Consider the following 14426-nt stretch of genomic DNA (forward strand, 5'->3'; position numbering starts at 1 on the left):
TAAATTCACGTTCTATACTTCTAATTTCACAGCTATCGTCTCCAGCGCCTTCGCCAAGTCACGATAAATGATGTTCCCTACTACAATGGTGTCACAAACAGCAGCCGCTTGTAACGCGGTAGATTTATCCACGATTCCTCCCCCGTATAGGACACGAGAGCGCTCCGTACTGCGATGTATTTTTTGCACCAGCTCCATATCCCCAAAAGCACCGCTATATTCCACATATACAATCGGCAGATGCATGAGCTTGTCAGCAATCTGTGCATATGAGACGGCAGATGAAGCACCCAGCGAAGTATCTGCTCCGGTAAGCTTAGCGACCGTAGAATCACCGTTCAAAACAATATATCCTTCCGCCACAAGCAAATCCCACGGGATCATATAACCAAACTGTTCAATCGCACGTTGGTGCTGCCCTAGAATCCAATTACTGTCAGTGGTATTCAGCACCATAGGAATCATATATAGATCAAACCCTGGCACTACAGCCTCCAGATCGGACACCTCAAGCACACACGGCACCTCATAACGCCGAACCCGTGACAGTAAATCCACCGTATTTTCATAGGTAATACCTGAGGAACCTCCTACCATAATCGCATCCGTACCAGACATACACACGGCGTCAAGCGCCTCATCATCCAGTTCCTTGTCAGGATCAAGCTTAAACACATGCCTCCATGATTGAATTGAATCTGCCAACACACATTCCTCCAGCATTCATTCCTTTTGTCATGATCCAGACGAGCCGAATTCCAATATCCAAAAGCGTTCTATGCTAAGTCTATGATAGTGCTTAAAAGGTGTCAATGTTCGTATCAAATGGGAACACCCCGTTCAGACAGCTCATGGTCGTAACGCATACAACCAACTGCGTTTACTAAGTTCTTTTTCCGTTAAAACATCTGTATAGAAACCTTGCACACCCATCTGTTCATACTCAGCCGCATCCTTCAACTCATTAATGGTATTTACGTAGCACACTGCCCCTGCCTGACGCAAACTTTCCACTAAAGCACCACTCACCCGATTTTCTGGTAAAGTCACTGCCGTTATATCATTTTGTTGTACAAATCGAATGATCCGGTCGTCCTTATCTTCTGTGGCATAGAGCGTATAAATAATGGATGGGTAAGGATAAATACTTCGCAACGTTTGCAGCATTTCTTCATTGTAAATTTGAGGAACAATACGGGACAAAAGCTCGGGGTTTTTCTCCTGTGCCTGACGGGTCAGTTGTGCAAACAACTGTTTGATTTGGGCAGGGTCCTGTTCTTTCGTATCGGTCACAATATAAGCATCCGGGTATGTTTCCAATAAATCCAATACATCCTTCCAATCTACTGGGGTATAGGAACCGTGTATAGGTGTGTTCTTAAATTGATGATAGCTCCAAGGTTTTCCGCCCTGTTCTGTAGCAACTGCGTGTTCCTGTTGCATTTGCTCTGTAAAAGATTCTGTCCATTCATGGCGCGCCACCAATTGTCCATCCGAAGTAAACATCAGGTCGACCTCGAATACGCGGCTGCCTTTTTTATAATTTTCCACAAACGCTTCACGCGCATTAGTATAGGCCAAACCATCAACGGCTCCCATGGCATGCGAAATCACGCGGTGCGTGGTAAAGCCAGTATGTTCTTCTGTAGATTGCCCTTTGTAAGCCAGTAAAAATGTGCCGATTAACATTAAAAGAATGACCGTAGCAATCAATCGTTTCATAGGGTGTCACATCCTTTTCGTACAGGTCAATACCCCACATACGCATACTCAAAACAACTGCCAGACGCAAAAACACCCTCCGGCTAAACCGAAGGGTGACTCTGGATTAATACGCGTTCTTGAAACCATTGCGAATCGTACGGAAAATAATTTTAATATCGAATAAGAGCGACCAGTTCTCAATATAGAAAATGTCATGCTTAATCCGTTCCTCAATAGATGTATCTCCACGCAACCCGTTGCTCTGTGCCCAGCCTGTGATTCCAGGACGAACATGATGCTTCACCATGTATTTTGGAATTTCCTCACGGAACTGATCCACATAATAGGGTCGTTCTGGGCGTGGACCAACGACACTCATATCACCTAGCAGAACGTTGAAAAATTGCGGCAACTCGTCGAGGCTCGTTTTACGAATAAAAGTACCAAAACGTGTGCGTCTTGGGTCATTAGCAGTCGTCCAGCCCGTATCTTCAGTTCCAGGGGGCAGCACCTTCATCGAACGAAATTTGTACATTCGGAAGGTGCGACGGTTCAAGCCTACCCGCTCCTGCTTAAAAATGATGGGCCCTCTGGATGTAATCATCACACCAATCGCCACTGCCAGCATGATCGGAGAGGTTAGGAGAATCGCGAATAAAGAGAATAAAATATCGAACAGACGCTTAAACAATCGATTCCCCGCCACATCCAGTGGAATATCCCGTACATTAATCATCGGCATACCTGCAAAGTTATCAAAGTACGGACGAGCCGGCAAATAATCAAAAAAGTCGGGGATTATAAGCGTGCGCACTCCAGCCTTTTCACACATGTTGATAATCTTGGGGTACTTATCATGGGCATCCAGCGGAAGCGCCAGAATGACCTCGTCAATCATCAGACGCGACAGCGTAGCCTCCAATTGATCTAAGCCTCCAAGAATCGGGCGGAAATGCGCCGCTTCCTCTTCACTCCAATGCCGCTTATCATCCAGAAAACCCACGACCTCGTATCCTAGATCAGGATACTGTCCAAGATTATGATAAAATCGTTGGCCTAGAGTACCCGCCCCGAGAATAAGCATGAACTGCTTGTTGTACCCTTTTTGACGGAGAGCTTTAAGAACTTGCTTCAAAAAGAACCGGTAAAACAAAATAAGCAGCACATTCCCAACCATATAGATCGCCAGATAAGACCGCGAAATGTCGATTTGCTTCACGAAGAACATCACACTCAACAGCACGAACAGCCCAACGATATGAATTTGGGTGACGCGGAATACGTCATCTGCAAACCGTTTTTTGCGTTTGGGCGAATAGAGCGAGAATAACATCCCCAGCACTACGGCAATCAGGCCGTAGATTAAGCTCCAGCCTCCATATACTTGAATAGGAAGCGGTTCTTTATAGGTGATCCATTCACTTTCAAATTTGAAAAACCAAGCGATCAGAAAGGACAACTGAATGACCGCGAAATCCGCCACAATATATAATTGGGTTAAAAAACGCTGATTTCTGCGTATCATGCTTTCACCTCAGTACGAGATTGTTCCCCGCCGTCCGGCTTGACCGGTGCGGACAACTTATTTTTTAGAAAGGCCATTCCAAATTTTACGCTAATTCCCGCATATACAGCCATATTGGTGATCCAACTGTACTGCTGTTTATAATGCTTACGATGAAATACCCACATAGCTCTATGAAACTCATAAATAATTTTCAAAGGACGACGGCGAGCGCTGCCCCCTTTGATATGAATAATATATGTGCGCGGGTAGTAGTAAATGCCCCACCCGGCTTGCTTAATCCGGTAACACCAGTCAATATCCTCACCATACATAAAAAAGGTTTCGTCCAACCCCCCGACCTGGTCAATCGTCTCCCGGCGCACCAGCATAAAAGCACCTACCAGTACATCTACTGGATACTCATCATCCGGGCTTAGATGCCCAAGCTGATATTGATTGTACTTCGGGTTATCCGGGTAACGCTTCGACCAGCCAAAAGCATAGTAAAAAGAAGCTGATGGCGTTGGAAAGCCACGCTTACAAGCCTTGTCTAATGATCCATCCGGCAAGATGACCTTACAGCCCGATGCCCCCATCTCCGGATGAGTATCCATAAACTGAATCATTGTATCCAGCGTGTCCGGTTGCACCAACGTATCGGAGTTCAATAACAATACATAACGCCCGCTGGCTACTTCCATCCCCTGGTTGTTCGCCTTGGCAAAACCTGTATTATTCTTATTGGCTATCAACGTAATATCCGGGTATGCAGCACGAATAGCCTCAACAGATCCGTCACTAGAGTGATTATCAATAACAATCACTTCATATCGATACTGGGACTTTGACGCATACACCGATTGCAAACAATCCAGCGTCAATTGACACGTATTATAGTTGACGACCAGTATGCTTACATCCATATTTAAAACGCTCCTGACAAATTCAGTAATCTATTCTACTATCGCCTATTATAGCATACCGCGCAGACCACGGGGCGTAAAAAAGCACATAACTTGTAACCTTACATAGTTAGTAGAATTTCACATAATTCGATTCCAGTCACTCCAAAGTGCAAATATAGACAAACGAAACCATTTCGATCTATATATTGTTCATTGGAAGTCGTTTATTAGATTTTTGTAAAATCCTCGGTTGAGGTCTAAAATTCATCGTGGTAAGATATACATGGAAAAAGGGCTGGTGCCAGCCAGCCCCTGCGCAACCAACGCTCCAAGAGCGGACGGTTTTGGAACAATCAGGCCGAAAATAGACCCTTCCTTGCGGGGGCGGTCTATTTTCGTTTGTTAAACTCTAACAGTGTGACGATTAACGCCCCGAACGTCAGCATTAAACTGAGCGCCTCAAACACTGTCACAGGCTTCACCCCCCTTCTCGGGAGAGTTAGCCGACCGCCCTTGCCAGCTCTATCGGTTGCACGTTTCAATTATACTATATTTTTCCATAAAGGAACACGCATTCGATGGTATTTTATCTAGTATTCATTTGCACCTTTGACTATTTGACGCTTATATATGGAAAAAAGTTTCAATTTTTTTCTTTCCATACCTCTATAACTTCCTCAATACAAAAACCAACTTATAAATCCAGTTGTCCAACCGTGACTGTCTATAAAATGGAGACTGCCAAATATATTTCATACGAGAAAATACGCCCTTTTGGTAGCTGTCCAAGAATTGATCCATATCTTTATACATTTGAGGAGATATGTCTTGTCCATAAAGCTGAATAAATTGCTGGGCTTGTTTGCTTAAAATATAGCGATTTTTTCCTTTTGCAAATCTACTTAGTCTTTTCCTCCACTTGCTAACCCAGCCATCCGTAGAACCTCCCAGCACATTGTTTTGATGCTGCCGATACCAAATGGACGGCTCGGGGTCAAAAACAACCTCACCAAAAGAGGAAGTGCATAAGTAAATCCACCAGTCATGCATAATAATATTATCCAAAGAATCTGGGATTCTCTTTTTCACGAGCTGAAGTGTTTCTTTATTGACCACCATGGTACAACCTACACATACATTCTCAATCAGAGCATTATAGAAGGATACAGGTCGGGGGATGTCAGCTGGCCATACTTTGAGTGGTTCCAATGTTTGAGAGACCATTTGTGTAGCAGAACAGTACATCAGCGGCCGGCTCCCATCCTGATTCCTGAGATGAGCCACAGCCTGAGCAAGTTTATTGGGCATCCACACATCATCCTGATCACAAAAAGCGTAATAGTCGAATGTCTCAGACGATCTTTGAATCAGATCAAAAAAGCTTTTAATAACCCCTACATTGCTCTCAAGGCATAAAAAAATCTGTTGAGGATAACGTTGCTTCAACGCTCTCAACTTGGCAACCGTATCATCTGTCGAGCCATCATCACGAATTAGAATCTGAATTTCTACGTCTTTTTGATTTATGAGACTTTCTATTTGCTCATCTAAGTAAGCTGCTCCGTTATATGTAGATAATAAAATTTGTACGTTAGGTCTTTTCAAAGTAATGACCTCCCTACAATATGAATTTTGAATTTCAACATTTTACCGAATAATAATATACGTAAATATGCATACAATAGTAATAATTAATAGTAATAATTATTCTTTATGTTTTACAACGTTTAGAATGAATATCGATAATAACTCCCATTATAAATAATGGGAGTTATTATCGATATTCATAATATATTCTTTTTGTTGTTAATGTAAGTCCTATTCATCAATAACAGTATAATTATTATTTTAATAATGTCAGTTCAAATGATCTCTGGCTATTGTCTACGTTAATCTCTTCTTTTACTAGATACAATGGTCTCCGTTTGGATTCATTATATATTCTACCCACATACTCACCGATTAACCCCAGAGTCATTAGTTGAACTCCTCCAAAAAACAAAATTGCTACCATTAAAGACGGATACCCTGCTACAGCATTACCTAGAGTAATTGTCGCTACAATTAAATATATGGCATATAGTAACGACAGCCCTGCTATAACCAGACCTAAATAAGTAGCTATTTGTAGAGGAGCAAATGAGAAGGAAGTTATTCCCTCAATAGCAAAGTTCCAAAGTTTCCAGTAATTAAAACTACTTTTACCCGCATATCTTGGCTCTCTATAATAAGAGATGCTCGTTTGTTTAAAACCCACCCAACTAAATAAGCCCTTCATGAATCGATGCTGTTCTGGCAACTTATTGAGGGCTTCTACAACTTGTTTTGTCATCAATCTAAAATCGCCTGTATCTGCAGGGATTTCAAACCGAGTCATTTTTCCTATGACCCTATAAAAGAAATGTGCAGTAAATTTTTTGAACCAAGTTTCACCTTCTCTTTTTAAGCGTGTTGCATAAACTACGTCATACCCTTCTTTCCATTTTTCAATGAGAAGTGGTATTACTTCTGGAGGATCCTGTAGATCAGCATCAATAGGGATTACTATATCAGACTGTGAATAACGTAATCCCGCAGACATAGCAATTTCTTTTCCAAAGTTTCGGGATAAATTAATAACTTTCACTCTCTTATCTTGGCTTGCAACAATCCTAAGTCTTTCCATAGTATCGTCTTTACTGCCATCATTAATACAAATAATTGTATAATTATAGTCATAACTATTTAATAAATTAGTCATTCTTTCATAAAAAACATTAACATTTTCACCTTCGTTAAACATAGGAACAATAATTGATATATTAAATTTATTATTAGTCATCTGCTATCCTTTCAATTGTAGAAGATTAACTGTCAACATACAGATATTAATTTAGTCTAAACTTAACGACTCTACAGAGAGAGCCAGTACTCTCGTGTCACCGTTTATACCTAATTCTTTAGGAGTAGCTGCATTTGGTAAATTTAAAATAATTTTAAGTTTATTATTTACTATATCTTTTGGAATCAAAAATTGGTAATCACTCGTTGAAGCGATACTTAACTCTTTAATCTTATGGTTATTCGCAATAAGAGTTATATGTTGTTCTTTTAGTGAACCACCTGTTAGTGGGGACATTCTGATAGATAACATTAAATCTTTTTTAGGTTTATCTAAAACAAAATATAAACTTGCTTCCTTTCCAAATGTCCAAGTGTTCTTTTCTTCAGACTCTCCCCATCCATAGCCCTTTATAACATGCGAGTCTCCACTTGATCCAAAATTTATTTTATGACCATACGTATAATGAAAGTTAAACGGCTTCAAATCAAAATCTTTAAAATTTTTATCTAATACTCCATTTGGAATCAACAAGTTAAACCCATCAACAGAAAGAAATAAATCATTAGCCTTTTTATTTTCTATTGTACTGATAAGTAATGAGTTATCAACAATATATATACCTTTTGTATCCCAAACCCCTTTTTTAAAACTATTAGTTAACTCATTATTATATTGCTCTCTTTTAGCATAATCGTCTCTTGCGGTATATACAGCGTTTATAGTCATACCTTTTTTTGATGCCAACATAGAAAAAGCAACAGACTCTTTTTTGGCCACTGCTGGTACAAATACTATATTACGGTATTTCCCTCCATCAATCTTCTCCCATATTTCTGATTTTAACGGATTATCCCATTTAGCCTCACTTGCATACATTTCATGAAATTCAGTGAATTTCCCCGATAGGTCAGTAAATTGTACAGACAACGCTACTATCAAGAGTACCATTGCACCTTTAGTTTTAGTACTTTTAATAACAATAGTGAGAGATAAAATAATAATCATATAATAAACGGGCCAGAAGAATCTTCCGGAGGCTCTAACAACATTACATATCTTTAGCAGTAATTCAGGAATTGGAATTTCAAATAAAACTCTATCTCCAAAAGTAACTATGTTGCTTAATGCAATCAAGCTCAAAATAATGCTTGCAACTAACAAGCATGTATTACCTTTAAAATGGATAGCTGACCTTCTTGTAACTATCGAATAAAAACCCCACATCATTAGCAAAAGAATCCCTAATCCTAAATAATTAAACCCTTCATATTGCCCCCCAGTAGCATTAGGCTGATCTTTAAGTACATATTGAGACCACCCTTGAGGATTAAAAACAGAATTTATATTCATTGAGTAGAAACCAAAACCATCAGAAACTCCTGATGATCTGAAATAAAAATATCCAATAAACCAAAGAACTAAAAGTATAACTACACCTGCAGTCGTAAGATAAATTAAACAACTGGTTATATTAATAAGTCGGTTAAATAATAGCTCGCAAATTTTTATAAAGAAGAACAGTAGACTCATTAAAAATAGATATGGATGTACGAGAAGACTTACTGATAACAGAAGTAGCCAGTAAATGTGTTTATAGTCTTTTTTCATAAGATAAAGTGAAGCGAGAATAAGCCAATGTCCCATTAAGGCTTCATGACCATAGGCTCTCCATAACATAACTGGACTCATTATGAAAAACATTAAGCCTAAAAGCTGTAGTGAAATATTAGAAGTCAACCTTCTCATAAACAACATACCAAATAAAGCTTGAAGAATGTAACATAGAAGAATCCAAATTCCTAAGTATTGAAATTCATTGGGAAGTAAACGACTAAAAATTTTAAAGAAAAAGGCCAGTAATGGTATAGAATCAGTATAAGTGATAGATGTTCCTGTTGGTGTATTAAAATCAGTTATAATACCCGGGGGTACTTTCCAAGGCTCATTTCTGAAAAAGTGCCACCCCAAAAAATGTTGAGCGGGATCAGCACGTGATAATAGCCAATCAATGGTTGAAGTATTTAATACCTTTGCGCTTAGCACTGTAATAAAAAATATTATAGCTATTCCTATGCTTATTACTAAACGCAAAATTTTAATTGTATTTTTATCAAAATTAATACTATTATTCAATACTAGAAATAGTACACTGATAATGATACAAGTACCTAAAGAGAGGTAAATAGAACCATAATGCCAACTGAACGTGATTACTAATATTAAAGCACATATAATAATTAAATTATTACGCAAGCTAAATATGGATTTCATATGACCCCCGGTTATTTAGAGGCAAAGGTAATTTTTTTATGTCCTATATACCCCAATATAGTATAAAGCCCAGAAGAAAGGAGAATGGATAGATTACTGGCCAATGTCCAGTTTCCGATAATATTTTTTAATGAAATAAAATAACCAATAGAATAGGATATTATATAACAAAATAATGACACTAAAATAAATTTAAATAGGGTGCTTACTATTTTGTTCTGTGATTTAAAAGTATATTTTTTATTCAAGAAAAAACTAACTAAAATTCCAAATATATTCCCGACAGAACTTGAGACCCAATAATTAAAATTAAGTAGATTAAAGAGTAGTAATACAGATGTAAGTCCAACCAAAGTATTAACAATCCCAACAATAAGATATCTTATAATAATGGTCCGTCTCTTCTTTCCCTATAATATGGATAAGCAACAGTTCCTGAGATCCCACCCTTCGGTAGATCTCTTGCTCAGAAAGGTGTACATTTATTTTACTTTTTCCAATTCTCTCATAAAGGACTGTAGTCCTTCGCGCCAAGCACGTAAATCCTTCAAACCATTTGTACGAATGGAAATGTGCTCCATTACGGAATTACAAGGTCGTGCTGCCGGTCTCGGGAATTGCTCTGTACTGCACGGTTCTAGTTTTGCAGTGATTTTAGCACCAAGTAGTTCCGCCGCATCGTGGAAAATAGCCTGCGTAAACTCATACCAAGTACATGTGCCACTGTTGGATGCGTGATAAACGCCATATTTCTCCGTCTGAACCAACTCCACCAAAAAAAACGCCAAATCCACTGTGTAAGTTGGTGAACCTTTCTGGTCATGCACGACCTGAAGCTGAGGCTTTTCCTGCCCAAGCTTCAGCATCGTTTTAACAAAATTATTCCCATGTAATCCATAGACCCAAGATGTACGCACAATAAAATACCTGCCGGAAAGCGTCTGAGTCAATACTTCACCTGCACGTTTGGATTTACCATAGATACTTTGTGGATTGGTATTATCATACTCGTGGTAAGGCTGCACCGCCAAACCATCGAACACATAATCCGTACTAATATAAACCAGCTTGGCGCCCACCTTCTCCGTAGCAATTGCCATATTTCGTGTTCCCGCCGCGTTTACCTGATAAGCCCTGTCTACATCCGTCTCTGCCGCATCCACTGCTGTATAGGCGGCACAGTGAATCACAGCGTCAGGCTGAAATTGTTCAATAATCTTAACAGCCTGCTCCAAGTTCGTTATATCCAGTTCATCTCGGCCGCAACCAACTACATCATGACCCTGCTCCTGAAAGACTTTTACCACATCCTTGCCCAGTTGGCCGTATGCTCCAGTAACCAGAACCTTCATAACTACGAATCCCCCAAGCGAGAGTCATACTGCTTAGCATAATACTGCTGGTATTCACCAGATTGAATGCGGATCAACCATTCCTTATTATCCAAATACCAACTAATTGTTTCTTTAATGCCCGTCTCAAAAGAATGCTTGGGCTTCCAGCCCAGCTCATTCATTGTTTTAGTCGGGTCAATACCATAACGACGGTCATGCCCCGGACGATCCTGCACATATGAAATTAGAGATTCTGGCTTGCCCAGCTCCTCCAATACCGTTTTGACGATGTGCACATTCGTCCGCTCGTTATTTCCACCGATATTGTATACCTCACCAAACTTACCCTGATGAATGACCAGATCAATTGCACTGCAATGATCCTCTACATACAACCAATCGCGAATGTTCAAACCATCCCCGTATACAGGCAGCTGCTGATCACTCAGCGCACGTGAGATCATCAGCGGAATCAGCTTTTCCGGAAACTGATATGGGCCATAGTTGTTGGAACAACGTGTGATATTCACTGGTAGACCAAAGGTCTCGTGATATGCACGAGCCAACAAATCGCCGCCTGCCTTGGACGCAGAGTATGGGCTATTGGGCTGAAGTGGAGTTTCCTCCGTAAACAAGCCTGTTTCACCCAGAGTGCCATACACCTCGTCTGTTGATACCTGTACAAACTTGGTTATTTTGTACTTTTTTGCAGCATCCAGTAGCACCTGCGTACCCAATACGTTTGTTTTTACAAACACTTCGGGTTCCAAAATGCTCCGATCTACATGCGATTCTGCTGCAAAGTTCACCACTACATCAATTCCCTGCTGCATCACCTGGTCAATCGTTTGTGTATCGGTAATATCCGCTTTGACAAAGCTATGTTTAGGGTGATTTTCGATGGATTTCAAATTCTCCAGATTGCCTGCATACGTAAGTGCATCCACATTCACAATTTCGTAATCTGGGTGTTGCTTTAACATGTATAATACAAAGTTGCTGCCAATAAATCCGGCCCCGCCGGTGACAAGAAGTTTCATATAGTCCTCCTAAATCATACTCTAATACATATAAGATATGTTTTATTGAACTAATAAGAAACAAAAATGGTTTTTTATTAGTTCAACTGTGTATATAGTTGAGGTTTAATCCTCTAATCAAAATTAATGTCTGCATCAGCCAGTACCGGATGCTTCTGATCCTTCTCTGAAAGAATAGCCTGAGAAGTTGGCCAATCAATCCCTAGCGCAGAGTCATTCCACAGAATTCCCCGATCATTCTCGGGTGAGTAATACTCGTCTACCTTATACAGCACTTGAGTATTTGGAACAAGCGTACAGAACCCATGAGCAAACCCTTTAGGCACCAGCAGCTGACGTCTATTATGCTCGCTTAAGATTACCCCGATCCATTGGCCGAATGTTGGAGAACTTTTACGAATATCCACAATAACATCATAGATGGCTCCAGAGAGCACTCGAATGAGTTTGGTCTGGGCTTTAGGATTAAGCTGGTAATGCAACCCTCGGATCACACCAGTCTCTACAGATAAGGACTGATTATCCTGAATAAAAGAATGATTAATACCATTGTCTTTCATGATCTGCTCATTGTAACCTTCCATAAAGAAACCACGGTGATCACCATGAACCACGGGTTCAATGATTTTGGCTCCTTTTAGTTTCAGAGGAATTACTTTCATCAATATGTATCCTCCCTTCAATTATAATTTTTATAGCTTTAATTTCCCAAATTCGTCGCCAAAGACGAGATCTTTAGCTAGTTCATTAGCACGTGCAAGAGATGGATGGGTTCCAGCATCAGTCCACCAGCCTTGAAGGACATCGTATGTCAAAGTCCCATTAGCAATATATGCATTGTTAACATCAGTAATCTCTAGTTCTCCACGCGCGGAAGGCTTGAGCGTTTTTACAATTTCAAATACATTATGATCAAACATATAAATACCCGTTACGGCAAAATTACTTTTAGGATTTTTAGGTTTTTCTTCAATAGAAACAATTCGTTCTCCTTCCAGCTCAGCCACGCCAAAACGATGAGGATCTTGGACTTGTTGAAGTAATATCTTGGCCCCCGTCGTTTGGTTACGGAAATTGTCCGCAAAAGGCGCAATATCATCTTCAAATACATTGTCTCCTAAAATTACAACCATTTGATCATCGCCCACAAATTGTTCAGCCAAGTCAAGAGCTTGTGCGATTCCACCAGCTTCATCTTGTACTTTATAAGTGAACGTCACTCCCATTTCACGACCACTACCAAGAAGATTAACAACATCTCCCATGTGGTCCTTACCGGTTACAATTAGAATATCAAGAACGTTTGCTTGTTTGAGTTTATTTACCGAATGAAAGATCATTGGGTACTTACCAACAGGTAATAAGTGTTTATTCGTTACCTTGGTTAAAGGGTAGAGACGTGAGCCTGTACCACCTGCAAGAATTATTCCTTTCATACCAATTCTCCCTTCATAGTCACATACTATTAACAACTTTTCCTTTAATTTCGTCCCAAACGGAACAAAATCTTATAACATCTTCCTCAATAAGCTCAGGACCCTTTTGTATTTCTATAATTTCCAAGTCACTCTTTGCAAATACACTGTGTTTTTGCCCTGGACTAATTTTGACACTATCGCCTGTTTTTAATGAACTTATGCAATTATCAATAACTAACTCACCACTACCACTGATAATATTCCAAATCTCCGTACGTTTAGTATGCATCTGATAGCTCAAATTTTGCCCTTTTTTTATGCAGATTTTCTTTGTAAGCACTTCATCCCCATCTTCATTATTAATATTGTAATCGAGGATTCTAAACCACCCCCATCTTCTTTCCTCATACATTGGGCGATTATTCAGATTCTTAATAGAGTTCTTCAACTGTGGCGTTATTGCTACATCTGAAACCAATATACCATCAGGACTAGCTACCACAACAACATCGCTCAATCCTAAAACCACAACAGGTATGTCTAACTCATTAATCAGATTGACTTGTTGACAATCGGAAACGATGCCCTTACCCAATTGTTTAGAATCCATCTCTTCAACCAGAGAATCCCATGTACCTAAATCTTTCCATTTTCCTTCATAAGGGAGGACATGAAGTACTTTTTCTTTTTCCAAAACCTCAAAGTCAAAACTAATTTTTTGAAGGTTATTATATCCCTCAACCATTTCATCAAATTGAACTGGAAGACCTCTGTTTTCCATAATTCCTACTAAATACTTGAGTTTAAAAGCAAATATCCCACAATTCCATAAAGCTGATTGGTGGATTAGCTCCTTAGCCCTTTCAACAGGTGGTTTTTCTATAAAACAATCAACTTCCTGTAATGAAGAAACGTTTTTAGAATTAACCTTTGGAAGAATGTAACCATATTTCTCAGTAGGAACAAGTGGTTTAACACCCAACAGAGCAATATTTAGTTCTTCCTCATCCATTATCTTTTCCAATTGAAAAATTTGCCGAAAGAAATCATCTTCTACATATAAATCTACAGGCAAAACAACAACAACTTCATCAGGACTCTCGTTTGTTTGAGATAATAAATATGAAGCAGAAAGAGCTATAGCTGGAAATGTATCTTTTCGTTCAGGTTCTATAATTAAAGGCGGGCAATCATTAAGTTGAGACTGTATCATCTCAACTTGAGATTTGCTAGTCGTAATAAATGTGGACGAATCTAAAGACACATTTCTAATCTGTCTCCAAACACGTTGCACCATAGACTCATCATTCCCGTGTTCATCCTTTAAGATTTTCAAGAATTGCTTTGAACGCGAATCATTCGAAAGTGGCCACAATCTAGTACCGGATCCACCTGAAAGCAAAATTAATTTCATTTTATTACC

The 14426-nt window shown here is 39.5% G+C and carries 14 protein-coding genes; all 14 read right to left on the reverse strand.

Annotated elements, in window-relative coordinates; translation table 11 throughout:
• Positions 1-12 precede the first annotated feature (12 nt).
• Entirely contained in the window at positions 13-723 is a 711-nt protein-coding gene (locus tag T3H97_RS23220) for a heptaprenylglyceryl phosphate synthase (protein ID WP_328800977.1), read from the reverse strand.
• A gap of 126 nt (positions 724-849) precedes the next feature.
• On the reverse strand, positions 850-1722 hold the full coding sequence (locus T3H97_RS23225; protein WP_328800978.1) for a phosphatidylinositol-specific phospholipase C/glycerophosphodiester phosphodiesterase family protein: 873 nt from the start codon (positions 1720-1722) through the stop codon (positions 850-852).
• A 106-nt stretch (positions 1723-1828) separates the two neighbouring features.
• Entirely contained in the window at positions 1829-3229 is a 1401-nt protein-coding gene (locus tag T3H97_RS23230) for an undecaprenyl-phosphate glucose phosphotransferase (RefSeq protein WP_061831729.1), read from the reverse strand.
• Complete coding sequence (locus T3H97_RS23235) at positions 3226-4134, reverse strand: glycosyltransferase family 2 protein (protein ID WP_328800979.1); 909 nt, start codon at positions 4132-4134, stop codon at positions 3226-3228. The genes T3H97_RS23230 and T3H97_RS23235 overlap by 4 nt, the downstream gene beginning before the upstream one ends.
• A gap of 371 nt (positions 4135-4505) precedes the next feature.
• Positions 4506-4598, reverse strand: coding sequence for a putative holin-like toxin (locus T3H97_RS26480; protein ID WP_219727884.1), 93 nt, complete (start codon positions 4596-4598; stop codon positions 4506-4508).
• A gap of 184 nt (positions 4599-4782) precedes the next feature.
• Positions 4783-5721 (reverse strand): glycosyltransferase family 2 protein, encoded by a 939-nt coding sequence (locus T3H97_RS23240; RefSeq protein WP_328800980.1) that lies wholly within the window; start codon positions 5719-5721, stop codon positions 4783-4785.
• 238 nt (positions 5722-5959) lie between these two features.
• A complete protein-coding gene (locus tag T3H97_RS23245) occupies positions 5960-6937 on the reverse strand; it encodes a glycosyltransferase family 2 protein (RefSeq protein ID WP_328800981.1) in 978 nt (325 codons plus the stop codon).
• Positions 6938-6988: 51 nt separating this feature from the next.
• Positions 6989-9211 carry a DUF6311 domain-containing protein gene (locus T3H97_RS23250; protein WP_328800982.1) on the reverse strand — a complete coding sequence of 741 codons (2223 nt, stop codon included), beginning with the start codon at positions 9209-9211 and terminating at the stop codon, positions 6989-6991.
• Positions 9212-9222: 11 nt separating this feature from the next.
• Entirely contained in the window at positions 9223-9603 is a 381-nt protein-coding gene (locus T3H97_RS23255) for a GtrA family protein (protein WP_328802873.1), read from the reverse strand.
• 90 nt (positions 9604-9693) lie between these two features.
• Positions 9694-10563 carry a dTDP-4-dehydrorhamnose reductase gene (rfbD, locus tag T3H97_RS23260; protein ID WP_328800983.1) on the reverse strand — a complete coding sequence of 290 codons (870 nt, stop codon included), beginning with the start codon at positions 10561-10563 and terminating at the stop codon, positions 9694-9696.
• A 2-nt stretch (positions 10564-10565) separates the two neighbouring features.
• The gene (gene rfbB / locus T3H97_RS23265) at positions 10566-11585 is read right to left on the reverse strand and encodes a dTDP-glucose 4,6-dehydratase (protein WP_250260315.1); all 1020 of its coding nucleotides are present in this window, start codon (positions 11583-11585) and stop codon (positions 10566-10568) included.
• 113 nt (positions 11586-11698) lie between these two features.
• Positions 11699-12247 (reverse strand): dTDP-4-dehydrorhamnose 3,5-epimerase, encoded by a 549-nt coding sequence (gene rfbC, locus T3H97_RS23270; protein WP_328800984.1) that lies wholly within the window; start codon positions 12245-12247, stop codon positions 11699-11701.
• A 30-nt stretch (positions 12248-12277) separates the two neighbouring features.
• A complete protein-coding gene (locus tag T3H97_RS23275) occupies positions 12278-13021 on the reverse strand; it encodes a sugar phosphate nucleotidyltransferase (protein ID WP_250260313.1) in 744 nt (247 codons plus the stop codon).
• 19 nt (positions 13022-13040) lie between these two features.
• Positions 13041-14417, reverse strand: coding sequence for a sugar phosphate nucleotidyltransferase (locus T3H97_RS23280; protein WP_328800985.1), 1377 nt, complete (start codon positions 14415-14417; stop codon positions 13041-13043).
• Positions 14418-14426 lie beyond the last annotated feature (9 nt).

Source organism: Paenibacillus sp. LX16, assembly GCF_036252815.1.
GTDB classification, from domain to species: Bacteria; Bacillota; Bacilli; order Paenibacillales; family Paenibacillaceae; genus Paenibacillus; species Paenibacillus polymyxa_B.

What these genes read in the sequence shown, in the direction of transcription:
- T3H97_RS23220 (WP_328800977.1), bottom strand. Translation starts at nt 723, where the DNA reads ATGCTGGAGGAATGTGTGTTGGCAGATTCAATTCAATCATGGAGGCAT.
- T3H97_RS23225 (WP_328800978.1), bottom strand. Translation starts at nt 1,722, where the DNA reads ATGAAACGATTGATTGCTACGGTCATTCTTTTAATGTTAATCGGCACA.
- T3H97_RS23230 (WP_061831729.1), bottom strand. Translation starts at nt 3,229, where the DNA reads ATGATACGCAGAAATCAGCGTTTTTTAACCCAATTATATATTGTGGCG.
- T3H97_RS23235 (WP_328800979.1), bottom strand. Translation starts at nt 4,134, where the DNA reads ATGGATGTAAGCATACTGGTCGTCAACTATAATACGTGTCAATTGACG.
- T3H97_RS23245 (WP_328800981.1), bottom strand. Translation starts at nt 6,937, where the DNA reads ATGACTAATAATAAATTTAATATATCAATTATTGTTCCTATGTTTAAC.
- T3H97_RS23250 (WP_328800982.1), bottom strand. Translation starts at nt 9,211, where the DNA reads ATGAAATCCATATTTAGCTTGCGTAATAATTTAATTATTATATGTGCT.
- rfbD (WP_328800983.1), bottom strand. Translation starts at nt 10,563, where the DNA reads ATGAAGGTTCTGGTTACTGGAGCATACGGCCAACTGGGCAAGGATGTG.
- rfbB (WP_250260315.1), bottom strand. Translation starts at nt 11,585, where the DNA reads ATGAAACTTCTTGTCACCGGCGGGGCCGGATTTATTGGCAGCAACTTT.
- rfbC (WP_328800984.1), bottom strand. Translation starts at nt 12,247, where the DNA reads ATGAAAGTAATTCCTCTGAAACTAAAAGGAGCCAAAATCATTGAACCC.
- T3H97_RS23275 (WP_250260313.1), bottom strand. Translation starts at nt 13,021, where the DNA reads ATGAAAGGAATAATTCTTGCAGGTGGTACAGGCTCACGTCTCTACCCT.
- T3H97_RS23280 (WP_328800985.1), bottom strand. Translation starts at nt 14,417, where the DNA reads ATGAAATTAATTTTGCTTTCAGGTGGATCCGGTACTAGATTGTGGCCA.